The organism is Kitasatospora sp. NPDC057015 (assembly GCF_042673745.1).
GTDB lineage: Bacteria > Actinomycetota > Actinomycetes > Streptomycetales > Streptomycetaceae > Kitasatospora.
Window position 1 is genome coordinate 23,463 of sequence record NZ_JBHUSG010000044.1, and the last position, 23,592, is coordinate 47,054.

Annotated in this window: 22 protein-coding genes; 15 read left to right on the forward strand and 7 right to left on the reverse strand. The window is 72.6% G+C overall.

The genetic code is table 11. The features are described 5' to 3' along the window. Positions 1–12 precede the first annotated feature (12 nt). The 3 genes from ACFTWP_RS31550 to ACFTWP_RS31560 all read left to right on the forward strand — a co-directional run bounded on the left by ACFTWP_RS31550 (position 13) and on the right by ACFTWP_RS31560 (position 1,136). Positions 13–375 carry a metalloregulator ArsR/SmtB family transcription factor gene (locus ACFTWP_RS31550; RefSeq protein WP_380268373.1) on the forward strand — a complete coding sequence of 121 codons (363 nt, stop codon included), beginning with the start codon at positions 13–15 and terminating at the stop codon, positions 373–375. A 61-nt stretch (positions 376–436) separates the two neighbouring features. Beyond that, complete coding sequence (locus ACFTWP_RS31555) at positions 437–646, forward strand: hypothetical protein (protein ID WP_380268374.1); 210 nt, start codon at positions 437–439, stop codon at positions 644–646. A gap of 16 nt (positions 647–662) precedes the next feature. Beyond that, positions 663–1,136 carry a GNAT family N-acetyltransferase gene (locus ACFTWP_RS31560; protein ID WP_380268375.1) on the forward strand — a complete coding sequence of 158 codons (474 nt, stop codon included), beginning with the start codon at positions 663–665 and terminating at the stop codon, positions 1,134–1,136. 170 nt (positions 1,137–1,306) lie between these two features. Here ACFTWP_RS31560 and ACFTWP_RS31565 read toward each other — a convergent pair whose 3' ends face one another. Together ACFTWP_RS31565 and ACFTWP_RS31570 are read right to left on the reverse strand one after the other, a co-directional pair. After that, positions 1,307–2,104 carry an aquaporin gene (locus tag ACFTWP_RS31565; RefSeq protein WP_380268376.1) on the reverse strand — a complete coding sequence of 266 codons (798 nt, stop codon included), beginning with the start codon at positions 2,102–2,104 and terminating at the stop codon, positions 1,307–1,309. Positions 2,105–2,154: 50 nt separating this feature from the next. Next, a complete protein-coding gene (locus ACFTWP_RS31570; RefSeq protein ID WP_380268378.1) occupies positions 2,155–2,466 on the reverse strand; it encodes an ArsR/SmtB family transcription factor in 312 nt (103 codons plus the stop codon). A 102-nt stretch (positions 2,467–2,568) separates the two neighbouring features. Between ACFTWP_RS31570 and ACFTWP_RS31575 the strand changes: the two genes are divergently transcribed. Next, the gene (locus ACFTWP_RS31575) at positions 2,569–2,991 is read left to right on the forward strand and encodes an arsenate reductase ArsC (RefSeq protein ID WP_380268379.1); all 423 of its coding nucleotides are present in this window, start codon (positions 2,569–2,571) and stop codon (positions 2,989–2,991) included. A 102-nt stretch (positions 2,992–3,093) separates the two neighbouring features. On the opposite strand, the gene ACFTWP_RS31580 is transcribed toward ACFTWP_RS31575, so the two are convergent. From ACFTWP_RS31580 to ACFTWP_RS31595, 4 genes are all read right to left on the reverse strand, one after another. Next, positions 3,094–3,612 carry a universal stress protein gene (locus tag ACFTWP_RS31580; protein WP_380268380.1) on the reverse strand — a complete coding sequence of 173 codons (519 nt, stop codon included), beginning with the start codon at positions 3,610–3,612 and terminating at the stop codon, positions 3,094–3,096. Positions 3,613–4,038: 426 nt separating this feature from the next. Further along, positions 4,039–5,397 (reverse strand): diaminopimelate decarboxylase, encoded by a 1,359-nt coding sequence (gene lysA / locus ACFTWP_RS31585; protein WP_380268381.1) that lies wholly within the window; start codon positions 5,395–5,397, stop codon positions 4,039–4,041. Further along, a complete protein-coding gene (locus ACFTWP_RS31590; RefSeq protein ID WP_380268382.1) occupies positions 5,394–5,879 on the reverse strand; it encodes a hypothetical protein in 486 nt (161 codons plus the stop codon). Before ACFTWP_RS31590 ends, lysA begins: the two co-directional genes overlap by 4 nt. Then, positions 5,876–6,235: an SAV_915 family protein gene (locus ACFTWP_RS31595; RefSeq protein WP_380268383.1), complete on the reverse strand. Its 360-nt coding sequence runs from the start codon at positions 6,233–6,235 to the stop codon at positions 5,876–5,878. Before ACFTWP_RS31595 ends, ACFTWP_RS31590 begins: the two co-directional genes overlap by 4 nt. A 381-nt stretch (positions 6,236–6,616) precedes the next feature. On the opposite strand from ACFTWP_RS31595, the gene ACFTWP_RS31600 reads away from it, so the two are divergent. The 10 genes from ACFTWP_RS31600 (at position 6,617) to ACFTWP_RS31645 (ending at position 20,422) form a co-directional block, all read left to right on the forward strand. Beyond that, entirely contained in the window at positions 6,617–7,165 is a 549-nt protein-coding gene (locus tag ACFTWP_RS31600; RefSeq protein ID WP_380268384.1) for a universal stress protein, read from the forward strand. A gap of 38 nt (positions 7,166–7,203) precedes the next feature. Beyond that, positions 7,204–7,635: a hypothetical protein gene (locus tag ACFTWP_RS31605; RefSeq protein ID WP_380268385.1), complete on the forward strand. Its 432-nt coding sequence runs from the start codon at positions 7,204–7,206 to the stop codon at positions 7,633–7,635. Positions 7,636–8,001: 366 nt separating this feature from the next. After that, positions 8,002–9,870 carry an APC family permease gene (locus ACFTWP_RS31610; protein ID WP_380268386.1) on the forward strand — a complete coding sequence of 623 codons (1,869 nt, stop codon included), beginning with the start codon at positions 8,002–8,004 and terminating at the stop codon, positions 9,868–9,870. 275 nt (positions 9,871–10,145) lie between these two features. Next, positions 10,146–12,131: an APC family permease gene (locus ACFTWP_RS31615; protein WP_380268431.1), complete on the forward strand. Its 1,986-nt coding sequence runs from the start codon at positions 10,146–10,148 to the stop codon at positions 12,129–12,131. A gap of 335 nt (positions 12,132–12,466) precedes the next feature. Next, entirely contained in the window at positions 12,467–12,556 is a 90-nt protein-coding gene (kdpF, locus tag ACFTWP_RS31620) for a K(+)-transporting ATPase subunit F (RefSeq protein WP_380268387.1), read from the forward strand. 2 nt (positions 12,557–12,558) lie between these two features. Continuing rightward, positions 12,559–14,220, forward strand: a complete 1,662-nt coding sequence (gene kdpA, locus ACFTWP_RS31625) for a potassium-transporting ATPase subunit KdpA (RefSeq protein ID WP_380268388.1) — start codon at positions 12,559–12,561, stop codon at positions 14,218–14,220. Then, a complete protein-coding gene (gene kdpB, locus ACFTWP_RS31630) occupies positions 14,220–16,331 on the forward strand; it encodes a potassium-transporting ATPase subunit KdpB (protein WP_380268389.1) in 2,112 nt (703 codons plus the stop codon). Before kdpA ends, kdpB begins: the two co-directional genes overlap by 1 nt. A 19-nt stretch (positions 16,332–16,350) precedes the next feature. Next, positions 16,351–16,998, forward strand: coding sequence for a potassium-transporting ATPase subunit KdpC (gene kdpC / locus ACFTWP_RS31635; protein WP_380268390.1), 648 nt, complete (start codon positions 16,351–16,353; stop codon positions 16,996–16,998). Positions 16,999–17,168: 170 nt separating this feature from the next. Then, positions 17,169–19,751 carry an ATP-binding protein gene (locus ACFTWP_RS31640; protein WP_380268391.1) on the forward strand — a complete coding sequence of 861 codons (2,583 nt, stop codon included), beginning with the start codon at positions 17,169–17,171 and terminating at the stop codon, positions 19,749–19,751. Beyond that, a complete protein-coding gene (locus tag ACFTWP_RS31645; protein ID WP_380268392.1) occupies positions 19,748–20,422 on the forward strand; it encodes a response regulator in 675 nt (224 codons plus the stop codon). The genes ACFTWP_RS31640 and ACFTWP_RS31645 overlap by 4 nt, the downstream gene beginning before the upstream one ends. 704 nt (positions 20,423–21,126) lie before the next feature. On the opposite strand, the gene ACFTWP_RS31650 is transcribed toward ACFTWP_RS31645, so the two are convergent. Next, positions 21,127–21,651 (reverse strand): MarR family winged helix-turn-helix transcriptional regulator, encoded by a 525-nt coding sequence (locus ACFTWP_RS31650; protein WP_380268393.1) that lies wholly within the window; start codon positions 21,649–21,651, stop codon positions 21,127–21,129. Positions 21,652–21,777: 126 nt separating this feature from the next. Here ACFTWP_RS31650 and ACFTWP_RS31655 point away from each other — a divergent pair, with 126 nt between their 5' ends. Continuing rightward, positions 21,778–23,277, forward strand: a complete 1,500-nt coding sequence (locus ACFTWP_RS31655) for an MFS transporter (protein WP_380268394.1) — start codon at positions 21,778–21,780, stop codon at positions 23,275–23,277. Positions 23,278–23,592: the final 315 nt, after the last annotated feature.

A 23,592-nucleotide genomic window follows, 5' to 3' on the forward strand; every position in this document is an offset into this window, starting at 1 on the left:
CAACATAGACATATGTCGAATCTGAAGGCGCTGGAGCTGCCGGTCGTCGAGCCCGAGGCCGTGTCGTGCTGCCCGCCCGTCACCTCGGCAGCCCTGTCCGAGGCGGACTCGGTGCGGATGGCCGCGATGTTCAAGGCGCTCGCGGACCCGGTGCGGCTGCGGCTGTTCTCCCGGGTCGCCTCGCACGAGGGCGGCGAGGCGTGCGTGTGCGACATCCAGGACGTCGGCGTCTCCCAGCCCACCGTCTCCCACCACCTCAAGAAGCTGCGCGAGGCCGGCCTGCTCACCAGCGAGCGCCGCGGCACCTGGGTCTACTACCGGGTCGCCCCCGAGGTGCTCGCCGCCATGGCCGGCCTGCTGTCGGCCGTTCGTTGACGGCCGCCCGGCTTGCCGGGGATGTTGCCGCGGGTGTGTCGTCGACCATCGTCGATCGTCGATGAACGAGACGCGTTCCACCGGCCCCCTGATCGACGCGGAAGCCGCCGAGCGCTACGCGGCGTGGTTCAAGGCACTGGTCGATCCGACCCGTGTCCGGCTGCTCCACCTGCTGGCCGTCGAGGGCCGGCCGATGGCCGTCGGTGAGATCGTCGAGCGGGCGAGCGTCGGCGAGGGTTCCGACGGGCGGGCGGCCGACTGTGGCCGGTGACTTCACCATCGCCGCCATGGCCGGCGCCCATGCCACCCAGGTCCTGACGATCTACCGGGCCGGGATCGACGAGGGCGACGCCACCTTCGAGACCGAGGCTCCGACCTGGGCGGCGTTCGACGCCGGGAAGCTCCCGGCCCACCGCCACGTCGCCCTTGAGCCGGGCGGCCGAGTGCTCGGGTGGGTCGCCGCGAGCCGGGTCTCCGACCGGTGCGCGTACGCCGGCGTGGTCGAGCACTCCGTCTACGTCCACCCCGACGCCCGCGGTCGCGGCGTCGCCTGCGCCCTGCTGGACGTCCTGATCCACTCCACCGAGGCCGCCGGCATCTGGACGATCCAGTCCGGGATCTTCCCCGAGAACACCGCCAGCCTCGCCCTGCACCGGCGGGCGGGCTTCCGGGCCATCGGCACCCGCGAGCGGATCGGCCGACACCACGGCGTCTGGCGGGACGTCGTGCTGGTCGAACGCCGAAGCCCGGCCGTCGGCTGAGCGGGGGTCGATCAGCTGCCGCTGCCGCCATGCCGCTGCCGTCCTGCCGATACCGCGCCCGCCCGGTTGTGCCGGGATCGGGGGTGCTCAGGCCGGCAGGGCGCCGAACCGCCGGCCGGTGGCGAGGCCGGCCGGCCCGGCGCCGACGACCTGGGTGCGTCGGACCGTGCTCACTTCGAACCGGCCGCGGTCGTGCTGCGGCGGCGGTGGTCGAAAATCAGTGCCACCAGGGCCAGGCCCAGGACACCGCCGATCAGCTGCACGCCGACGAAGCCCGGCACGGAGCCCGGGGCGATGCCCGCGAAGGTGTCGGTGAACGCGCGCCCGATGGTGACGGCCGGGTTGGCGAAGGAGGTGGAGGAGGTGAACCAGTAGGCGGCGCCGATGTAGGAGGCGACCGCGACGGGTGCGAACCGCAGGTGGTCGGTCTTCGCGAGCCCGAAGATCAGCAGGACCAGGCCCGCCGTGGCGACGACCTCGCCGAGCAGCAGGTTGCCGGCGGAACGGTCGTGCGTGGACCACTGCACCAGTGTCTGGCCGAACATCGCGTCCGCCAGGATCGCCCCGGCGACGGCGCCGACGATCTGCGCGGGGATGTAGGCGGCGACCTCGCGCGGGCCCAGGCCCTTGGGGTCCCTGCGGCCGGTCCACCACTCGGCCAGCGTGACGACGGGGTTGAAGTGCGCGCCGGAGACGGGGCCGAGCAGCAGGATCAGCACGCCGAGGCCGAAGACGGTGGCCAGCGAGTTGGCGAGCAGCTGCAGGCCGACATCCTCGCTGAGCTCGGTGGCCTGGATGCCGGAGCCGACCACGACGGCCACCAGGGCGGCGGTGCCGACCAGCTCGGCCGCGACGCGGTTCAGCAGCGGGACGGCGTGCGGGCGCCCCCGGCCGGCGGCCGGGGGAGGCTCGGCGGCCAGGGGTTCCGCCCGGGTGATCTCGGGTCTGGCCTCGTCTATGGCGCTCAACGGGTACTCCTAGGAGGGGGCGGGCCGGCCGCCGGGCGGGGGTGGGTGGTTCAGCAGGACCGCTTGCGATTGCTCGCGGCGGCTTCGCGGGCGGTGGCGGCCAGCCCGGCGAACTCCGCCGCCACGGCCTCAAGGGCGTCGGGGCGGAGCGAGTAGTAGGTGAAGCGACCGCACGGCTCGGTGTCGACGAGTCCGGCGTCCCGGAGGATCTTGAGGTGGTTCGACAGGTTCGTCTGGCGGGCGCCGGTCTCCTCGACGAGGTGGGTCGTGCACAGCGCCTCCTGGGCGAGCAGCGTGAGGATCCGGATCCTCAGCGGGTCGGCCAGGGCCTTCATCACGTCACTGTCGACTGACATCACCATGGGCTGATACGTTAGCGGCCGTCGGGGGAAAACCCAAGCCAGACGGCCCACCCGGGCCTGAGACGCACCGCGCCCGCCGCGGGTCTCGATGAAGGAAGAGCCATGCCCACCACCGCTTCCGCGTCCGTGCTGTTCGTCTGCATCCACAACGCGGGCCGCTCCCAGATGGCGGCCGGATTCCTGCGCCACCTCGCGGGCGACCGCATCGAGGTCCGCTCCGCCGGCTCCGTGCCCGGGGACCGGATCAACCCGTCGGCGGTCGCCGCGATGGCCGAGCTCGGCGTCGACATCTCCGACCAGCAGCCCAAGGTGCTGACCACCGACGCGGTCCAGGCCTCCGACTACGTCATCACCATGGGCTGCGGCGACGCCTGCCCGTACTTCCCGGGCAAGAAGTACCTGGACTGGAAGCTCGACGACCCGGCCGGCCAGGGCGTCGAAGCCGTCCGCCCCATCCGCGACGCGATCAAGCACCTCGTCGAGAGCCTGATCGCCGAGATCGACGCCGAGCAGCACGCGAGCTGACGCCCGGCGTCCCGGCGATCGAGCCGCTGCGGCAGGACCGCCCGGCCCCTGATCGACCTCTGACGGGGGCGCCGGCGTTTCGCGCGGGTCGCCGCCCCGCGTTCAGCGTGCCGCGGCGGGGTGCTGCGAGGCCTGGGTGCGGCCGGCGACGAAGGGCATCGGCGCCCCGCTGCGCGCGGTGAGTTCCAGGCTCGCGAGCAGTGCGGACGGCGACACCACGACCACCTCGCAGCGTGCGTGGGCGCGGCAGTGCCCGGCGACCGATCCGTGCAGCGCCCGCTGGACCCTGCCGTGGTGGCCGCTGCCGAGCACCAGCAGGTCGTCGGGGCGACCCGCAGCGGCCACCAGGGCGGAGCCGGGTTCGGAGCGGACCACCAGCGGACGGATGACCAGGTCGGCGGGGTACCCGCCGAAGGCCTGCTCGAACGCCGTGTCCAGCCGCCTGCGGGCGGCGTGCTCCAGCTCCGAGACCGGCCGGAGCTCCCTGTCCGCGGTGGACCACGCGATCACCGGGACGAGCAGCGCGTCGCGTCTGCCGGCCTCCTCCACCGCCCGGTACAGCGCCGCGAGACTGCTCAACGAGCCGTTGATCCCGACGATGACCCGACTGTTCCCGACCATGGCTTCCTGCTTCCCTTCAGCGTCCCGGTCGGCGACTGCCGGTCGGGACGGGCCGCTGCGCCTCGGAGGACTCCGGCCGGCGCTGCCTTCCATTCGACGCCCTCGCCGGCCGGGTGACACCGGCCCTTGACGTACGACGTACGCGTCCCGGCCCTTCCTTGACGCTGCCTTGACGCGCGCAGGCCGTCGGCGCCGCCGAGGGCCTGCAGCACCGAACTGTCGAGGGGGCTGTCGGCCAGCCGTCGGACGAGTCGGGTCAGGAACGCGCGCGCGGATCCCTGTTCTCGGGGGGTGCGGGCGGGCGTGCGGAGGTGGAGGGAGCTGAGAACGGTCATGTGGACACCACCTTGGCGAGGCGTCAGCGGGTAGGGGTCGTCGGCGGGTTCGGGTCGTCGGCGGGCCGCGCCGGGTCGCGGCGAGGACGGCTCAGCGGCCGACCTCGCGGCCGCGGAAGTCCTCGACGCTCTCCCGCCGGATCAGCAGCCGGGCCCGGCCGCCGCGGACGGCGGCGACGGCCGGGCGGCCGACCAGGTTGTAGCCGGAGGCCATCGAGAGCTGGTAGGCGCCGGCGGCCGGGACGGCCAGCAGATCGCCCGGGCGCAGGTCGGCGGGCAGCCGGGCACCGCGGACCAGGACGTCGCCGGCCTCGCAGTGGCGGCCGACCACGTCGACCTCCCGTACGGCGGCGGTGGAGGTGCGGCCGACCAGGCGCACCGCGTACCGGGCGCCGTACAGGGCGGGCCTGGGGTTGTCGCTCATGCCGCCGTCGACCGCGGCGAATACCCGGCCGTCGGCGGTGTGCTTGACCGTCAGCACCCGGTAGACCGCCACCGCGGCCGGCGCGACGACCGCCCGGCCCGGTTCGACGACCAGGCGGGGGACGTCCAGGCGGTGGCGCTTGCAGGCGTCGGCCAGCCGGACGGGGACGAGCGCGGCGAACTCGTCCAGGTCCAGCCCGGCCTCCCCGGGGAGGTAGGGCACCGCGTGTCCGCCGCCGAGGTCGAGCTCCGGGAACTGGACGCCGTGCTCGTCGCGGATCGCCGCGAGGAGTTCGACGAGGCGGTCGACGGCGGTGAGGTACGGCTCGACGGAGGGGATCTGCGAGCCGAGGTGGCAGTGCAGGCCGGTCAGCACCAGTCCGGGCTGGGCCAGGATCCGCCGGACGGCCTCCTCGGCGTCACCCCCTTCGAGGGCGAAGCCGAACTTCTGCCCCGCCACCCCGGTGCGGACGGCCTCGTGGTGGCCGGCGGCCACGCCCGGGACCACCCGGACCAGGACGCGCTGCGGGGTGTGCGCCGCGGTGAGGGCCGCGAGCCGGGTGATCTCGGCGAGGTTGTCGACGACGATCCGCCCGACCCGCAGGCGCCGGGCGAGCCGCAGTTCCTCGGGGCTCTTGGCGTTGCCGTGCAGCAGGATCCGCTCGGGCGGGAAACCGGCTGCCGCGGCCAGGCGCAGCTCGCCCTCGGAGCAGACGTCGAGCCCGAGGCCCTCCTCGGCGATCCAGTCGGCGAGGGCGCTGCACAGGAACGCCTTCGCGGCGTACAGCACCTCCGCGCCGGGCAGGGCGGTGCGGTAGGCCCGGCAGCGGGTGCGGACCTCGTCCTCGTCGAGGACGTAGAGCGGGGTGCCGAAGCGGTCGGCGGCGTCGGCGAGGGCGACCCCGGCGACGGTGAGCCCGGCGGGGCCGTCCTGGGCCGAGGCCGGCCAGGGGGTGCCGACGGGGTTGCCGGGAGCGGTGTCGGGTTCGTCGGCGTACAGGCAGCCGCGGACGGGGGTGAGGGTCATGAGGCGGCGCTCCTTGCGATGGTCACGAGGGGTGTGGTGCCGGCTGCCGGGTCCCGGGTGGGCACGAGGCGGCGCAGGACCAGCTCGACCTGGACCCTGGCGGCGCCGGCCCGGCGCAGGTCCGCGACGACGGCGCGCAGCTCGCGCTCGTCGACGCAGGCCAGGTGCAGTTCCAGGTCGGCCTGCCCGGCGAGGGCGAGCCCCCACTGCAGGGCGGGGATCCGGGCCGCCAGCCGCTGGAAGTCCAGCGGTACCGGCCCGTGGGCGATGCGGGCGACGGCCCGGAGCGGCCGTCCCGCGGTGCGCGGGTCGAACCCGTCGGGGGCGCCGGCGAGGGCGCCGCCGCGGGCCGGGCGCTGCCTTCGGGCACCGACCGTGACCTCGTCGAGGCACAGCCGCAGGGCGGGGGAGTCGGCCCGGGCCGGGCCGGCGGCCTCGAACTCCACCTCGTCGGCCGGGTCGGCCGGGCGGTCGGCGGTCATCGCTGGGGCTGCAGGGCGGGGAAACGGGGCGCGGCGTGCACGGCGGCCCGGGAGGCGCGCGCCGCGGTGTGCGGGGCGACGGGCGGGGCGACCAACTGCGGGTCGACGACCAGCGTGGTGGTGCCGAGCGGGGTCGCCAGGGCGCGCAGGGCGGGTTCGGCGAGCTGGACGGAGCGCTGGGTGGGCCCGAGCAGCATGGTCAGCGCGGTGGCCGAGGTGAACGCGACGGCGCAGCGGCTGCCGTCGCGCTGCTTGAAGAGCCGCAGTACGTACGCGGCTCCCACGGCCCGGACCGGGACGTGCAGCACGGGCCGGGGTTCTTCGGGCTCCGCAGGGGCCGGGGTGGTGTGGGTCATGGCGGGTGCTCCGGAAGGCTGGTGGAGATGGGGCGGGTCCTCGTCGACCCGAGGGGAACATCACCGACGCTAGGTGGGCCCATGCACGAAGCCCGCGTTCCTGACGACTCGTTGACTGCCCGGGGCCCTCCCCTGACGAAGCCTTGACGTGGCTCGTCCGTTCGGCCCAACGGGGGTTGCGCGGGCCCGGGACAGGCACCGGAGAGGGCCACGAGGGGGCGGCCCGGAGCGACCCGGTGGTGCGGTCCGTCCCGGTCCGTGACGTCCCCCGTCAGGGACTCGTTCGGATCACCGCCGCGACCGTCAGGGAAGCGTCAGGGAACGGCCGACCCCCGGTCCCGTGCGCTTGGCTGGAGGCAGTCGAGGATACGAGGAACGGAAATGACGGACCTGGACGGGGTCGGCCGCGACGAGCGGCGTCCCGGGCGGATCGTGGTCGGTGTGAGTGGATCGCTCGGCAGCCTGGCAGCGCTGCACCGGGCCGTCGCCGAGGCCCGGGGCACCGGCGCCGAGCTGCTGGCGGTGCTCGCGTGGACCCCGCCGGGCGGTGAGCACGGATACCGGCTCGCGCCCTGCCCGCCCCTGCTGGCGACCTGGGAGGAGACCGCCGCCGGCCGCCTGCGCGAGGCCCTGGACGAGGCGTTCGGCGGTGCGCCGGCAGGGGTGCGGCTCTGCGCACAGGTCATCCGCGGCGACGGCGGCGCCGCCCTGGTGCACACCGCGGACCGCCCGGGCGACCTGCTGGTGGTCGGGGCCGGCGGCGGCAGCCTGCTGCGCCGGGGGCTTCGGCCCTCCGTGACGGCGCACTGCGTCCGGCACGCGTCCTGCCCGGTGCTCGCCGTGCCGAGGCCCTCGCTCCACCGCGAGCTGGAGGCCTTCCACCGGCGCAACGTCTGGCACCTGCCGACCACCCCGGCCCCGAGCCGCTGAGAAGCCGGCCCCGAGCCGCTGAGAAGGGGAGTTCGCCCATGCTGCTCTACCGTGCCCGCCCCGGCCGGCGCACCTTCCGGCCGGCGCCGGACCGTCTCCCGGTGAGCATGTCGGGCGTGGTCGCGTTCGGCGCCTTCGCCGCCCTCGTCGCGGCCCTGGCCGTGGTCGGTGAGCTGCACGCCACCTGGTTCGCGCTGGGCGCCTTCGCCGTCCTCTGCGCCATTCTCGGCGCGGTCTCCCGCCCGGTGGCGGCGCCGCTGATCGCCGGTGTCGGCTGGCTGTTCTTCAACGGCTTCGTGGTCCACCGCTACGCCATCCTGGAGTGGGGCGGCGCGGGTGTCGAGGGCGCCCGCCTCGGGCTGTTCGCCGCCGCCGCCCTGGTGTCGGCACTGCCCGCCGCGCTGCCCCGGCGGAAGGTCCGCGTGCAGATCCTCCCTTCTCTGCACCGTGTGCGGAGCACCCTGGACTGACAGGGCGTCAAGGATCCGGGGGCGAGTACGACGGCGGCGACATCGCCCCGAGCGCCCCGACCGGCCCACGATCCGCCCGCTGCCGCGTGCCACCGGCAACGGGTGTGCAGGAAGTCGCTGCCCCGGAGCGCTGTCCGTTCACGGCCGTCAGGCCGACGGCGCCCCGGGGTAGCGGCATTGGCCCCCGGGCAGCGGCGTTCGCCCCCGGGCAGCGGCGTTCACCCCCGGGGCAGCGGCTCGACCCCGGGCGTCAAGGCCCCGTCAGGGATACCCGCGGGGCCGTCAGGGTCCCGTATGGACCGCCGGCAGCGGCCTGGGGCACCGGCCAGGATCGGACCACATCCCGATCGACGGAGGTCACAACCCATGTTCGGTACCACCAAGGGGCAGCAACCCGTGCCGGCGCTGGAGGCCGGCGAGCCCGAGCCCCCTGACACCGGTGCCGCGGGCGAGGGCCGTGACAAGCTCACCGCGCTGGGGGGCCTCGCCGCACTGTCGCTGGACGCGATGGCCTCGGTGGCCTACGGGCCCGAGTCGATCGTGCTGGTGCTCGCCGCGGCCGGCGGCTACGGACTCGGCTTCACCCTGCCGGTCACCGTGTCGATCGCCGTGCTGCTGGCCGTGCTGGTGGCCTCCTACCGGCAGGTGATCGCGGCCTTCCCGGACGGCGGTGGCTCCTACGCCGTCGCCAAGGCCCACCTGGGCAGACGGACGGCACTGACGGCCGCCGCCTCCCTGGTGATCGACTACATCCTGAACGTGGCGGTGTCCGTCACGGCCGGGGTCGCCGCCCTGACCTCCGCCTTCCCCGGCCTGTACGAGCAGCGGGTCTGGCTCTGCCTGGCGGTTCTCGCCGTGGTCACCGCCGTGAACCTGCGGGGGATCGCGGAGTCCGCGCGCTGGTTCATGGCACCGACGGCCGTCTTCGTCCTGTCGATCATGGCGATCATCGTCGTCGGCCTGTTCCGGGACGCGCCCGCCTCCACCGAGGCCGCCGCCGGTCATGCCTCGGCGCTGGCCGGCAACGCCACCGCGGTCGGCGCGCTGCTGCTGCTCAAGGCGTTCGCCGCCGGCTGCTCGGCGCTGACCGGCGTGGAGGCCGTCGCGAACGCCGTCCCGTCCTTCCGGACGCCGCGGGTGAAGCGCGCTCAGCACACCGAGGTCGCGCTCGGCGGCCTGCTCGGCGTGATGCTGATCGGTCTCGCCGTCCTGATCGGCCGCTTCCACCTCCAGCCGGTGGAGGGGGTCACCGTCCTCGCGCAATTGGCGGACGCCTCGCTCGGCCACGGCTTCGGCTTCTACCTGGTCCAGTTCGCCACCGTGATCCTGCTCGGGCTGGCGGCCAACACCTCCTTCGGCGGCCTGCCCGTCCTGCTGCGCCTGCTGGCCCGTGACAACCACCTGCCGCACGTCTTCGCGCTGCGCGCCGACCACCAGGTGCACCGCCACGGCGTGCTCTTCCTCTCGATCGTGTCGGCCGCGCTGCTGGTCGCCTCCGGCGGGGACGTCAACAGCCTCGTCCCGCTGTTCGCGATCGGTGTCTTCGTGGGCTTCACGATCTGCCAGATCGGCATGGTGCGGCACTGGCACCGGGAGCGCGGCCCGCGCTGGCGGGGCAAGGCCATGCTCAACGGCTTCGGCGCGCTGCTCACCGGGGTCGCGACGATCGTCGTCACCGGCACCAAGTTCACCGAGGGCGCCTGGGGCATCTGCCTGGCGCTGCCCCTCCTCGTCCTGCTCTTCGAACTGATCCACCGCACCTATGCCCGGATCGGTGCCCGGCTGGAACTGGGCCGGGTACCGGGCGCGGTCGAACGGCAGCGCTCCCTGGTCGTCGTACCCGTCACCGCGATCACCCGCCTGACCCGGGACGCCCTGAGCGCCGCGGTCTCGCTCGGCGACGAGGTGCTCGCGGTCACGGTCGTGCACACCGCGCCCGACGCCGAGGACCGGCAGGTCGCCGAGGCGCTGCGCCGCGACTGGGAGCTGTGGCGGCCGGGCGTCGCCCTGGTGGAGGTGGCCGACGCCCACCGCCGGCTCGGGCCGCCGATCGCCGCCTTCGTCAACGAGCTCGCCGCCGAGCACGCCTACGACCGGGTCACCGTGCTGATCCCCGAGGTCGAGCCCGTCCGGCTCTGGCAGCGCGCGCTGCAGAACCGGCGCGGCGCCGTGATCGACCGGGCGCTGCGGCGGCACACCGACGCGGTGGTGTGCCGACTGCGGATGAGGATGTAGGCGGACTGATCCGGCAGATAGGCCGAATTGGCTCGTATGTCCGATTCGGTGGGCATATCTTGACGATCTCTTAACGGCACCCTTAACGCCCCCCGGGTGGGATGCCCCTTGGTCATGGTTGGCCTCTCTGACCTGCGGAAACAGACAGGTCGGAGAGGTCGTCGAAGGTTCGGGGGGCCGATTTCGGGCCCATTGTCTTAACGTCGCAGCCGCATACGCTCGCCCGTGTGTTCAATCTGCCCCAGGCGCTGAAGCGCCTTGTCATCGGCAGGGCCATGCGCAGCGAGGAACTGGGCGAGACCCTGCTCCCGAAGCGACTGGCGCTGCCGATCTTCGCGTCCGACCCGCTCTCCTCGGTGGCCTACGCCACCCAGGAGATCCTGCTGGTGCTCACCGTCGGCGGCACCGCCTTCCTGTACCTGACCCCGTGGGTCGCCGCCGGTGTGGTGGCGCTGATGGTGGTCGTGGTGGCCTCGTACCGCCAGGTCGTCCACGCCTACCCGAGCGGGGGCGGCTCGTACGAGGTGGTCTCGCGCAACCTCGGGGCCAACTCGGGACTCGTGGTGGCGGCCTCGCTGCTGGTCGACTACGTGATGACCGTCGCGGTGTCGGTGGCCTCGGGGGTGGACAACATCATCTCGGCGCTGCCGAGCCTCGCGGACTACCGCGTCCTGCTGGCGGTCGGCTTCGTGGCGCTGCTGATGGCGATGAACCTGCGGGGTGTCCGGGAGTCCGGCAACGCGTTCGCCGCGCCGACGTACCTGTTCATCGGGGCCATGCTGCTGATGATCGCCACCGGTCTGGTCCGGATGGTGTTCGGGCACGCGCCGGTCGCCGAGAGCGCGGCGTTCGGGGTCGAGCCGGAGCACGGCAAGGACGCCCTGGCCGGGCTCGGCCTGCTGCTGCTCGGCCTGCGGGCCTTCGCCTCCGGCTGTACCGCGCTGACCGGTGTGGAGGCGATATCCAACGGCGTGCCCGCCTTCCGGGCGCCCAAGTCGCGCAACGCCGCCACCACCATGGCCGTCATGGGGATCACCGCGGTGGTGATGTTCGTCGGTGTCACCGCGCTCGCCCTGGTCGCGAAGGTGCACTACGTCGACGACGCCTGCCAGCTCACCGGCATCGCGGGGGACTGCTCGACCTACACCCAGCAGACCGTGATCGCCCAGCTGGCGGCCTCCGTGTTCGGCGGCAGCGACAGCCTCCTCTTCTACCTGATCCAGGCGGCGACGGCGCTGGTGCTGATCCTGGCCGCCAACACCGCCTTCAACGGGTTCCCGCTGCTGGCCTCGATCCTGGCCGAGCACCGCTACCTGCCCCGGCAGATGCACACCCGCGGTGACCGGCTGGCGTTCTCCAACGGCATCATCGCCCTCGCGGTGGTGGCCGGCGGCCTGCTCTGGCTCTACAAGGCGGACGTCACCAGCCTGATCCACCTGTACATCCTGGGCGTCTTCACCTCCTTCACGCTGTCCCAGATCGGCATGGTCCGGCACTGGAACCGGGCGCTGGCCACCGAGGGCGATGCCGCGGTGCGGGGCGCGGCGCAGCGCTCGCGGATCATCAACGGCCTGGGCGCGGTCACCACGGCGCTGGTCCTGGTGATCGTGCTGCTGACCAAGTTCACCCAGGGCGCCTGGCTGGCGGTGGTCGCCGCGATCGTGCTCTGGCTGATGATGCGCGGCATCCGCCGGCACTACGACACCGTCGCCGAGGAACTGGCCGTGGAGGACCCGCAGGCCGAGTCGGCCCGGCCGTCCCGGGTGCACGGCATCGTGCTGGTCTCCAAGCTGCACAAGCCCACCCTGCGGGCGATCGGCTACGCCGAGGCGTTCCGCCCGGACACCCTGGAGGCCGTCACGGTCGCGGTCGAGCAGGACTCCACCGACGAGCTGAGCGCCCAGTGGGACGAGTCCGGCATCCAGGTGCCCCTGAAGGTGCTGGACTCGCCGTACCGCGAGATCACCAAGCCGGTCGTCGGGTACGTCCGGGGCGTCCGGCAGGGCAACCCGCGCGACGCCGTCGCCGTGTTCATCCCGGAGTACGTGGTCGGCCACTGGTGGGAGCACCTGCTGCACAACCAGTCCGCGCTCTGGCTGAAGAGCAGACTGCTGTTCACCACCGGCGTGATGGTCATCAGCGTGCCCTGGCAGCTCTCCTCGGCCCCCAGGGCCGACCGCCCGGCCCGCCGCGCCCCCGGCGCCGTCCGGCGTGGCGAGCCGGTCCGGACGAAGCGCGTCCCGGAGTCCGAGAAGGTCTGACACTCCCCGTGCACGGGCCCCGGGCAGCTCCACGGCTGCCCGGGGCCCGATGCGTTCCGGACGACCTCAGGTCCCGGGTGTGTGGCGCCGGCATCAAGGACGCGTCAATGTCGCGGGGGTGCCCGTATGGAGCTCGTCAGGACGGCTCATAGCGGCGTGACCGGCTGGTTTGCTGCTCTTGCCGGTCTGCCACCGGCGCCGTCGCCGGTCTTCGGACCGGAACGGCCAGGCCCTTGAACCACCTGGGTGGAGCCCATGTCCGATCTCATCTTCGTCGGTGTCACGGTCGCCGTGTTCGCCGTCATCGCCCTGATCGCGCGAGGGGTGGAGAAGCTGTGAGCGCCGAGAACATCGCAGGTCTCCTCGTCGCCGCCGCGCTCGTCGGCTACCTCGTTCTGGCGCTGGTCTACCCGGAGAAGTTCTGATCATGAGCTCCACTCTCGCGGGCTGGCTGCAGGCCCTCGCCCTCGTCGGCGCGCTGGCCCTCTGCTACCGCCCCCTCGGCGACCACATCGCCGGACTCCTCACCACCGCCAAGCACCTCAAGGTCGAGCGCGGCATCTACCGCCTCATAGGCGTCGACGGTGACGCCGACCAGCGCTGGCCGGTCTACCTCCGCTCGGTACTGGCCTTCTCGGCCGTCTCGATCCTCTTCCTCTACGGCCTGATCCGCCTCCAGACCTTCCTTCTGCTGAACCTGGGCGTCCCGCAGATGCCCGGCCACCAGGCCTGGAACACCGCGATCTCCTTCGTCACCAACACCAACTGGCAGTCCTACAGCGGCGAGTCCGCGATGGGCCACCTGGTGCAGATGGCCGGGCTTGCGGTGCAGAACTTCGTCTCCGCCGCCGTCGGCATCGCCGTCGTGGCGGCGCTCATCCGGGGCTTCACCCGCAACCGCACCGACCGGGTCGGCAACTTCTGGGTCGACCTGACCCGGATCGTGCTGCGCCTGCTGCTGCCGCTGGCGATCGTCTTCGCGCTGGTGCTGGTGGCGGGCGGCGTGGTGCAGAACTTCCACGGCTTCCACGAGGTGGCGACGCTCGCCGGCGACCCGCAGTCGATCCCGGGCGGCCCGGTGGCCTCGCAGGAGGTCATCAAGGAGCTGGGCACCAACGGCGGCGGCTTCTACAACGCCAACTCCGCGCACCCCTTCGAGAACCCGACCGGCTTCACCAACGTGCTGGAGATCTTCCTGCTGCTGGTGATCCCGTTCGCGCTGCCCCGGGCCTTCGGCCGGATGGTCGGCGACAACCGCCAGGGCTACGCGATCGTCGCCGTGATGGGCCTGTTCTGGGTCGCCTCCGCGGCGCTGATCACCTTCGCCGAGGCGCAGCACAGCGGCACGGCCCTGAACGCGGCCGGCGCGGCGATGGAGGGCAAGGAGCAGCGGTTCGGCATCGCGGCCTCCGGCCTCTTCGCGGCCTCGACCACGCTGACGTCCACCGGCGCGGTGAACTCCTTCCACGACTCGTTCACCCCGTTCGGCGGCGGCCTGACGATCTTCAACATGATGCTCGGCGAGATCGCGCCCGGCGGTACCGGCTCCGGCCTGTACGGCATGCTGATCCTGGCGATCGTCGCGGTCTTCGTGGCCGGTCTGATGGTCGGCCGCACCCCCGAGTACCTGGGCAAGAAGCTCGGCGGCCGGGAGATGAAGTTCGCCTCCCTCTACATCCTCACCACCCCGAGCATCGTGCTGATCGGCACGGGCGTCGCGATGGCGCTGCCCGGCGAGCGGGCCGGCATGCTCAACTCCGGTCCGCACGGCTTCTCCGAGGTGCTGTACGCCTTCACCTCGGCCGCCAACAACAACGGGTCGGCGTTCGCCGGCATCACCGTCAACACGGACTGGTACGACACCGCGCTGGGTCTCGCGATGGTGTTCGGCCGGTTCCTGCCGATGGTGTTCGTGCTCGCGCTGGCCGGCTCGCTCGCCCGGCAGCAGCCGGTTCCTGCCACCCCGGGCACCCTGCCCACCCACAAGCCGCTGTTCGTGGGCCTGCTGTCGGGCGTCGTCCTGATCGTCGTCGGCCTCACCTACTTCCCGGCCCTGGCTCTCGGGCCGATCGCGGAAGGTCTGCACTGATGTCGTCCACTCTCACTCCGGCACCGGCTGACACGACCGGGGCCCAGGCGCCCCACCGAGTCGCCAGCGGTCTCCTCGACCCGAAACTCCTCGTCGCCGCGCTGCCCGACGCGGTGAAGAAGCTCGACCCCCGCGTCATGTACAAGAACCCGGTCATGTTCGTGGTCGAGGTCGGTTCGGTGGTCACCACCGTCTCCGCCGTCGCGAACCCGAGCGTGTTCGCCTGGGCGATCACCGTGTGGCTCTGGCTGACCACGATCTTCGCCAACCTGGCCGAGGCCGTAGCCGAGGGCCGCGGCAAGGCGCAGGCGGAGACCCTGCGCCGGGCGAAGACCGAGGCGATGGCCCGCCGGCTCACCGACTGGCCCGCCTCGCAGGCCGAGGAGGAGGTGCCGGGAACGGCCCTGCGGCTCGGTGACCACGTGGTGGTCGAGGCCGGGCAGACCATCCCCGGCGACGGTGACGTCGTCGAGGGCGTCGCCTCGGTGGACGAGTCGGCGATCACCGGTGAGTCCGCGCCGGTGATCCGCGAGTCCGGCGGCGACCGCTCGGCCGTGACCGGCGGCACCAGGGTGCTGTCCGACCGGATCGTGGTGAAGATCGCCTCCGAGCCCGGCAAGTCCTTCATCGACCGGATGATCGCCCTGGTCGAGGGCGCCGCCCGGCAGAAGACGCCGAACGAGATCGCCCTCAACATCCTGCTGGCCTCCCTCACGATCGTGTTCCTGATCGCGGTCGTGACCCTGCAACCGATGGCGACCTACGCCGGCGCCCCGCAGCCGATGGTCGTCCTGGTCGCACTGATCGTCGCGCTCATCCCCACCACCATCGGCGCGCTGCTCTCCGCGATCGGCATCGCCGGCATGGACCGCCTGGTGCAGCGCAACGTCCTCGCGATGTCCGGTCGCGCCGTCGAGGCCGCCGGGGACGTCAACACCCTGCTGCTCGACAAGACCGGCACCATCACCCTCGGCAACCGGCAGGCCGCCGAGTTCCGGCCGGCCGCCGGCGTCACCGTCGAGGAGCTGGCGGACGCGGCCCAGCTGTCCAGCCTCGCGGACGAGACGCCCGAAGGACGCTCGATCGTGGTCCTCGCCAAGACCGGGTACGGCCTGCGGGCCCGCGCCCAGGGCGAGTTGGAGCACGCCACCTGGGTGCCGTTCACCGCGCAGACCCGGATGTCGGGCGTCGACCTGGACGAGGGCGGGGCGGTGCAGTCGGTGCGCAAGGGCGCGGCCGGCTCGGTCACCCACTGGGTCACCGAGCAGGGCGGCACCGTCGGGAGCGACGTCGCGGAGCTGGTCGACGGGATCTCCGCGGCCGGCGGCACCCCGCTGCTGGTGGCATCGCGGATAGGGAACGGCACGCCGCGTGCCCTGGGCGTCATCCACCTCAAGGACGTCGTCAAGGAGGGCATGAAGGAGCGGTTCGACGAACTGCGACGGATGGGCATCCGCACCGTCATGATCACGGGTGACAACCCGCTGACGGCCAGGGCGATCGCGGCGGAGGCCGGCGTCGACGACTTCCTCGCCGAGGCCACCCCCGAGGACAAGATGGCCCTGATCAAGAAGGAGCAGGAGGGCGGCAAGCTGGTCGCGATGACCGGCGACGGCACCAACGACGCACCGGCCCTCGCCCAAGCGGACGTGGGTGTGGCGATGAACACCGGCACCATGGCGGCCAAGGAGGCCGGCAACATGGTGGACCTGGACTCCAACCCCACCAAGCTGATCGAGATCGTCGAGATCGGCAAGCAACTCCTCATCACCCGGGGCGCGCTGACGACCTTCTCGATCGCCAACGACGTCGCCAAGTACTTCGCGATCATCCCGGCGATGTTCGCCGGCGTCTACCCGGGCCTGCGGCACCTCAACGTCATGGGCCTGCACAGCCCCACGTCCGCCATCACCTCGGCGATCGTCTTCAACGCCCTGGTCATCATCGGCCTGATCCCGCTCGCCCTGCGCGGCGTCAAGTACCGCCCGTCCGACGCCGGATCCCTCCTGCGCCGCAACCTCGGGATCTACGGCCTCGGTGGACTCGTGGTGCCGTTCGTCGGCATCAAGGCCATCGACCTCATAGTCCAGTTCATCCCCGGCCTGAGCTGAAACGGAGGAAACAGCAATCATGCCCAAGCCACTGCCCACCTCCGTCCGCACCCACGTCACCGCGCTGCGGATGCTGCTGGTGATGACCGTCATCCTCGGTCTCGCCTACCCGCTGCTGATCACCGGCATCAGCCAGGTCGCCTTCAGTGACAAGGCCAACGGCTCGATCGTCAGCTCCCAGGGCAAGGAGGTCGGCTCCAGCCTGCTCGGCCAGAACTACGACCTGCCCAAGACGACCCCTTCTGGTTCAACAACGGGCGCCGACCCGGACGAGGCGCCGGCTCCGGACCCCAAGTGGTTCCAGCCCCGGCCCTCCGCCTACGCCTACGACCCGACGAGCTCCGGTGCCTCCAACCTCGGCCCCAACAGCGAGGACCTGCTGAAGGCCGTCGAGGAGCGCCGGGCCGCCGTCGCGGCCTTCGACGGCGTGGACCCGGCCACCGTCCCGGTGGATGCGCTCACCGCCTCCGGATCGGGCCTCGACCCGCACATCTCCGTCGCCTACGCCAAGGAGCAGGTGGCCCGGGTCGCCAAGGCCCGCAACCTGCCGGCGGACAAGCTGAACGCCCTCGTCGAGAAGTACACCGAGGGCCGCTCGCTCGGCTTCCTCGGCCAGGACGGCGTCAACGTCGTCCTGCTCAACAGGGCAGTCGACGAGCAGAACTGATGCCACGACCGCCCACGGCGTAGGCAGGCCGGCCCAGGTACGGGGAGCACACCCCGTACCCGGGCCGGTCACCCGCATATGTGTTCCGCTCAGCGGAACAGTCCGCACCGCACCGGTGCTTGCCCGTACAGATCGTCTCAAGGCCGCCCTCGTAGGAAAGAGCAGCGCGCATGCCCCGCGACCTCACGCCAGGCACCCTCACCCGCCACGGCAGACTGAGGGTCTACCTCGGCTCGGCACCCGGCGTCGGCAAGACGTACCGGATGCTGGACGAGGCCCGCCGCAGACAGGAACGCGGGGCCGACGTGGTGGTCGGCTTCATCGAGTGCCACGGCCGCCGGCACACCGAGGACATGCTCCAGGGCCTCGACGTCGTCACGCGGCTGACCCGCACCTACCGGGACGCCGAGTTCACCGAGATGGACACCGACGCGATCCTCGCCCGCAGGCCCACGGTGGCCCTGGTGGACGAACTCGCCCACACCAACATCCCCGGCGGGCGCAACGCCAAGCGCTGGCAGGACGTCGAGGAGTTGCTGGCCGCCGGCATCGACGTCATCACCACCGTCAACATCCAACACCTCGAATCCCTCAACGACGTCGTGCAGAAGATCACCGGAATCCCGCAGCGCGAGACCGTCCCCGACGAGGTGGTCCGCCGCGCCGACCAGATCGAACTCGTCGACATGGCACCGCAGGCCCTGCGCCGCCGGATGGCCCACGGCAACGTCTACAAGGCGGAGAAGGTGGACGCCGCGCTCTCCAACTACTTCCGGGTCGGCAACCTCACGGCCCTGCGCGAACTCGCCCTGCTCTGGGTCGCCGGCCGGGTCGACGAGGGCCTGCGCGACTACCGCGCCAACCACAACATCGACCGGGTCTGGGAGACCAGGGAGCGGGTCGTGGTCGCCCTCACCGGCGGCCCCGAGGGCGGGACGCTGATCCGCCGCGCCGCCCGCATCGCCGACCGCACCGCGGGCGGAGACCTGCTCGCCGTGCACATCACCCGCAGCGACGGCCTGGCCGGCGCCTCCCCCGGAAACCTCGCCGAGCAGCGGCAGCTCGTCGAGTCGCTGGGCGGCAGCTACCACGTGGTGGTGGGCGACGACATCCCGGACTCGCTGCTCGCCTTCGCCCGCGCCCACGACGCCACCCAGCTGGTGCTCGGCACCAGTCGACGCGGCCGGATCAACCGCTTCCTCACCGGCCCCGGCATCGGCGAGACCACCGTCGACGCCTCCGAGGACATCGACGTCCACATGGTCACCCACGAGCTCACCGGCCGCGGGCGGCTGCCGTCCCTGGGGCGCCGCCACTCCAGGCGGCGCACCGTCGCCGGCTACACCGCCGGCCTGGTCCTGCCCGCCCTGCTGACCGCCGTCCTCTCCCAGCTGAACGGCCTGAACCTCACGACCGTCGCGCTGATCTTCCAACTCGGCGTGGTCGCGGTCGCGTTGCTCGGCGGCGCCACCTCCGCGCTGATGGCCTCACTGGTCGCCTCGCTGCTGCTCAACTACTACTTCATCCCTCCGGTCCACACCTTCACCATCTCCGAGACCAACAACGTCATCGCCCTGGCCGTCTTCGCCGCCGTCGCCCTGACCGTCTCCACCGTCGTCGACCACGCCTCCAAACTCACCACCCGCGCCGCCCGCGCGACCGCCGAGGCCGAGACCCTCTCCACCCTCGCCGGCAGCGTCCTGCGCGGCGCCGACGCCCTGCCCGCCCTGCTGGAGAAGTCCCGCACCGCCTTCGGCATGGACTCCGTCGCCCTCCTGGACCGCACCAGCGGCGACGTGCTGGCGCGATGGGGGACCCCCCGGACGGAGACCGGGGGAGACGCCGGGGGAGATCCGGTGCCCGACCGTGAGATCACCGAAGTCCCCGTCGGAGACGACGCGTTGCTCATCCTGGCCGGGCGCAGGCTGCCCGCGGCCGACCAACGCGTGCTGACCGCGTTCGCCGCCCACGTGGCCGCCGCGCTCGAACGCGACCGGCTCGCCACCGCCGCCGCCGAGGTCGAACCCATCAAGGCGGCCGACCGGATGCGCACCGCGCTACTCGCCGCCGTCAGCCACGACCTGCGCACGCCACTCGCCGCCGCCCTCGCCTCGATCGGCTCGCTGCGCAGCCCCGACGTCGAGTTCTCCCCGGAGGACCAGGCCGAACTCCTCGACCTCGCCGACGAGTCCCTGGTGAAGCTCACCCGACTGGTCGACAACCTGCTGGACATGAGCCGCCTCCAGGCCGGCGCCCTCACCCTGCACCTGACGCCCACGCACCTGGACGAGGTGCTGCCCCGTGCCATGGACTCGCTCGCCGACCCCGACGCGCCGGTCCAACCGCTCGACCTCGACAGCGCCCCGGCCGTCCTCGCCGACCCGCCGCTGCTGGAACGAGTCCTGGCCAACGTCATCACCAACGCCCTGCGCCACAACGCCCCGGGCGCGCCCGTCCTGGTCGCCGCGAGCCACCACGCGGGCCGCGTCGAGATCCGGGTGATCGACCGCGGCCCCGGCATCGCCCCCGAGGACCGCGACCGCGTCTTCCTGCCCTTCCAACGCCTGGGCGACACCGACAACACCACCGGCGTCGGCCTCGGACTCGCCCTCTCCCGCGGCCTCACCGAAGCCATGGGCGGCACCCTCGACGTCGAGGACACCCCCGGCGGCGGCACCACCATGCTCCTCACCCTGCCCGCCGCCGAACCCGAGCCGGCACCCGATCCGGATCCCGGCGAGGTGACGGTGTGAGTTACATCCTCGTCGTCGACGACGAACCGCAGATCCTGCGTGCCCTGAGGATCAACCTCCACGCCCGGCACTACTCCGTCCTCACCGCCGCCACCGGCGCCGTGGCGCTCGACCTGGCGGGCCGCGACATGCCCGGTGCGGTCCTGCTCGACCTCGGCCTGCCCGACCTCGACGGCATGGACGTCATCCGCGGCCTGCGTGCGGGGAGTGCGGTGCCGATCATCGTCGTCTCCGGGCGCGACAGCCCCGCCGAGAAGATCAGGGCCCTCGACGCCGGCGCCGACGACTACCTGACCAAACCCTTCGTCATGGAGGAACTGATGGCGCGCCTCCGGGCGGTGCTGCGCCGCCCGCCGGGCGAGGTGGCGCCCACCCGGGCCGTCATCGGCGGGCACGAGGTCGACGTCGCGGCGGCCACCGTGACCGGCCCCGACGGGCCCGTACGCCTCACCCCGACGGAGTGGAGGATCCTCGCCATACTGCTGGCCAGCCCGGGCAGGCTGGTGCCCGGCCGACAGATCCTGCGCGAGATCTGGGGCCCCGAGCAGGAGGAGCACGGCAACTACCTGCGGGTCTACCTCGCCGGCCTGCGCCGCAAACTCGAACCCGACCCGGCCCGCCCCCGGTACCTGATCACCGAGCCCGGGATCGGCTACCGGTACCAACCGTGATCGCTCTGGCGCCAAGGAGGCGTCAAGACCCGTGCCCGCGGCGCCAGGAAAGCGTCAGGGAAACCGGAAGACGATCTCCGGCGGCATGGCGTCGCGGACGAGGGAACGGCCCGCTCCGTGGGGGACGCGGGCCGTGACCACGCCGGTGGAGCCTCCACGGGTAACCAATCCGGCGGCCAGGTGAAAAAGGGGAGGGGACGCGCGGCCGTGCCATCGGGTGCATCGGGCAGAACGGTCGTACCGGGGAGGACGAGCCCGCCGGGGGCGGAGGGCCCCGGTACGACCGGCCGGATACCCGCGCCGCGCGATCCCCGCACCACCACCGCGGGGGGACGGGAGGCTCCGGGGCCGGGCGCGCACCGCTCGGCCCCGCGCCCGGCCCCGGGACGGCTCCGCCGCCGGCCCCCGCTCACCGGCGGCTGGTGGAACACCCCCCGCCTCGTCCGCGCACTCACCGCGCTCTGCCTCGCCGCGCTGTTCTCCTTCGCCGCCGCCACCGCCTCGGTGCTGACCGGCGCCCGCGGCGGCATCGACGCCATCGGCCACCGGACGGCCCCGCAGGCCGTCCGCGCGGCCGACCTCTACTTCGCGCTCAGCGACCGGGCTCCTGCCGCGTCCGGCGACGGGTGGTTCCGCTGCCGCGTCCTGCTCGCCGCAGAAGCCCTCGCCGGTGGTCCGCACATCCCGGGCGGCAGGATCACCGGTCAGGGAGCCCGGTGCCCCGGGGTGGGGGAGGAGAGCGGAGGCTGCGTGCCCTGCTGGCCGAGATGGGTGTCCATGGTGGCGTTCAGATCGGCCATGAAGGCCTCGAACTGCTCCAGGAGCCGGGGCGGATAGTGCGCCATCGCGGTGTCGAGGCGGTGGGCGAGCGGACCGAAGAACTCGTCCGCGCGATCCTGGATGTGCCCGCCGCTGCGCAGGGTGACGATGCGGCGGTCGGTGTGCTCCCGGGCGCGGGTGATGTGCCCTGCCGCTTCGAGACGGTTCAGCAGCGCGGTGGTGGCTCCCGTGGACAGGGAGATCCGCTCGCTCAGGCGGGCGGGCGACAAGGGGGCGCCGCGTTCCTCGGCGGCGGCGATCTCCAGTACCGCGGTCGCGTCGGTGGAGTGCAGGCCCAGCCAGGCGGCGAAGCGGCGGCCGAGTTCGGCGTAGTGGCCGCCGTAGACCCTCAGCGACTCCATCAACCGTTCCCGCTGCTGCGCGACACCGTCGTCCGCGGCTTCGTCCATGCCGGCTCTCCGCCCTTCTCTCCCGTGCGGTCCGCGTGGCCGCGCTTTGACAACCTACCGTCCCCACTTTACCTTCATCATGGAACTATTTCACCATGGAACTACTTCGCGATGGAGGTATCTGGCGTGGGCAACCCTTCCACCACCCCCGACGGAACGACCGAGCCCTACCGATGGCGGTGGCTGATCCTGGTGGCGACGCTCGTCGCGGAGATCATGGACCTCCTCGACGCCTCGATCGTCAACGTCGCCGGCCCGGACCTGGAGAGGTCGCTGGGATCCGGCCCGGTCGGCCTGCAGTGGGTGATCGGCGGCTACACCCTCACCCTGGGCGCCGGTCTGGTCCTCGGAGGCCGGCTCGGTGACCGCCACGGCCGACGCCGGATGTTCCTGATCGGCCTGACCGCCTTCACCGCCGGCTCGCTGCTGTGCGCCGTCGCGCCGAACATCGAATCGCTGATCGCCTTCCGCCTGCTGCAGGGCGCCGCCGGGGCGATGCTCCTGCCCCAGGGGCTGGGCCTGCTGCGGGAGAACTTCTCCGGCCCCGAGCTCACCAAGGTCTTCGCGATCTTCGGCCCCGTCCTGGGCCTGGGCGGGATCGTCGGCCCCGTCCTCGGCGGCTTCCTCATCGAAGGCGACTTCTTCGGCCTCGGCTGGAGGTCGGTGTTCCTGGTCAACCTGCCCATCGGCATCACCGCACTGGTCGTCGCCGCGAGGTTCGTCCCCAGGAAGGCGGGCGACCGCACCGTGCGCGTCGACACGACCGGCGCGGCCCTGGTCGTGGCGCCCTGCGCCCTGCTCGTACTGCCGCTGAACCAGGGCCAGGAGGACGGCTGGCCGCTCTGGACCTGGCTGTCGATGGCCGCCTCGGCGATCGGATTCGCCCTGTTCGCCGCCCAGCAGCGCCGGACGGCAGCCGCGGGACGCGAGCCGCTGGTGACCCCGGGCCTGCTGCGCAAGCCCGCCTTCACCGTCGGACTCGGCGGCATCGCCCTGTTCTTCGGCGGGCTGATCGGCACCCAGCTCGTGCTGACCCTCTACCTCCAGATCGGCCGGCACTTCACCGCCGGCGAGGCCGGGCTCGGCAACCTGCCGCTCGCGGTGGGAACCGCGATCGGCGGCGCCGTCAGCGGCGCGTTCCTCGCGGACAGGATCGGCCGCAAGGTGCTGCAGATCGGACCCGTCGTCCAACTGATCGGCGCCCTGGTGCTGTGGTTCGAACTCGACGGCCTCGACGCGGCCTCGTTCTCGATCTGGGACATCGCCCCCGGCGTGGCGGTGGCGGGTGTCGGCGCGGGGATGGTGATCGCCGCCCTGTTCAGCTTCATCCTCGCCGCGGTCGACGACGACGAGATCGGGTCCGCCTCCGGCGTGCTCTCGGCAGTCCAGGCGGTCGGTGGCTCCGTCGGCGTCGCCGTCTTCGGGTCGGCGTTCTTCGCCCGGGCCGAGACCGGCGACTTCACCGGCGGTTTCCACCGTGCCCTGATCGTCCAGGCGTGCCTGCTGGCGGCCTTCCTCGCGATCACCTTCCTGCTGCCCAGGAAGGGCCGCCCCGAGGAGGAGCAGCACGGCATCGCCACCGCGGCCCCCGCCGAGGACACGGCCACCCAGCACCTCACCGTCTGAAGGGCCGGGATCCCTGTTCGGCCGACACCGGGAGGGCCGGCCGCCCGGGCACGCCGGGCCCTTGGGGGCCGGAGTTGGAGCGGCACTTCCGGCGTGGCAGCCGAGCTCTCCGCACGAGACCCCCGACGCGGTGGACGACGCGGTGGGCGACGACTCCGGCCGTCTGCGCATTCGTCCACCGGGTCCACCGCCGCAACGAGCTGCTGCCGCAACACGGTCGGGGGCGGGCCCCCCCGGGGGGGGGGGGGGCCGGCCGGGGGAGACGGGGGGGGGATGCGGGGGATACGAACCACGACCCACCGCGGAGAACACAGC

Coding starts and splice junctions, on each gene's coding strand:
- ACFTWP_RS31550 (WP_380268373.1), top strand. CDS start 13: ATGTCGAATCTGAAGGCGCTGGAGCTGCCGGTCGTCGAGCCCGAGGCC.
- ACFTWP_RS31555 (WP_380268374.1), top strand. CDS start 437: ATGAACGAGACGCGTTCCACCGGCCCCCTGATCGACGCGGAAGCCGCC.
- ACFTWP_RS31560 (WP_380268375.1), top strand. CDS start 663: ATGGCCGGCGCCCATGCCACCCAGGTCCTGACGATCTACCGGGCCGGG.
- ACFTWP_RS31570 (WP_380268378.1), bottom strand. CDS start 2,466: ATGGTGATGTCAGTCGACAGTGACGTGATGAAGGCCCTGGCCGACCCG.
- ACFTWP_RS31575 (WP_380268379.1), top strand. CDS start 2,569: ATGCCCACCACCGCTTCCGCGTCCGTGCTGTTCGTCTGCATCCACAAC.
- ACFTWP_RS31580 (WP_380268380.1), bottom strand. CDS start 3,612: ATGGTCGGGAACAGTCGGGTCATCGTCGGGATCAACGGCTCGTTGAGC.
- lysA (WP_380268381.1), bottom strand. CDS start 5,397: ATGACCCTCACCCCCGTCCGCGGCTGCCTGTACGCCGACGAACCCGAC.
- ACFTWP_RS31590 (WP_380268382.1), bottom strand. CDS start 5,879: ATGACCGCCGACCGCCCGGCCGACCCGGCCGACGAGGTGGAGTTCGAG.
- ACFTWP_RS31595 (WP_380268383.1), bottom strand. CDS start 6,235: ATGACCCACACCACCCCGGCCCCTGCGGAGCCCGAAGAACCCCGGCCC.
- ACFTWP_RS31600 (WP_380268384.1), top strand. CDS start 6,617: ATGACGGACCTGGACGGGGTCGGCCGCGACGAGCGGCGTCCCGGGCGG.
- ACFTWP_RS31605 (WP_380268385.1), top strand. CDS start 7,204: ATGCTGCTCTACCGTGCCCGCCCCGGCCGGCGCACCTTCCGGCCGGCG.
- ACFTWP_RS31610 (WP_380268386.1), top strand. CDS start 8,002: ATGTTCGGTACCACCAAGGGGCAGCAACCCGTGCCGGCGCTGGAGGCC.
- ACFTWP_RS31615 (WP_380268431.1), top strand. CDS start 10,146: ATGCGCAGCGAGGAACTGGGCGAGACCCTGCTCCCGAAGCGACTGGCG.
- kdpA (WP_380268388.1), top strand. CDS start 12,559: ATGAGCTCCACTCTCGCGGGCTGGCTGCAGGCCCTCGCCCTCGTCGGC.
- kdpB (WP_380268389.1), top strand. CDS start 14,220: ATGTCGTCCACTCTCACTCCGGCACCGGCTGACACGACCGGGGCCCAG.
- kdpC (WP_380268390.1), top strand. CDS start 16,351: ATGCCCAAGCCACTGCCCACCTCCGTCCGCACCCACGTCACCGCGCTG.
- ACFTWP_RS31640 (WP_380268391.1), top strand. CDS start 17,169: ATGCCCCGCGACCTCACGCCAGGCACCCTCACCCGCCACGGCAGACTG.
- ACFTWP_RS31650 (WP_380268393.1), bottom strand. CDS start 21,651: ATGGACGAAGCCGCGGACGACGGTGTCGCGCAGCAGCGGGAACGGTTG.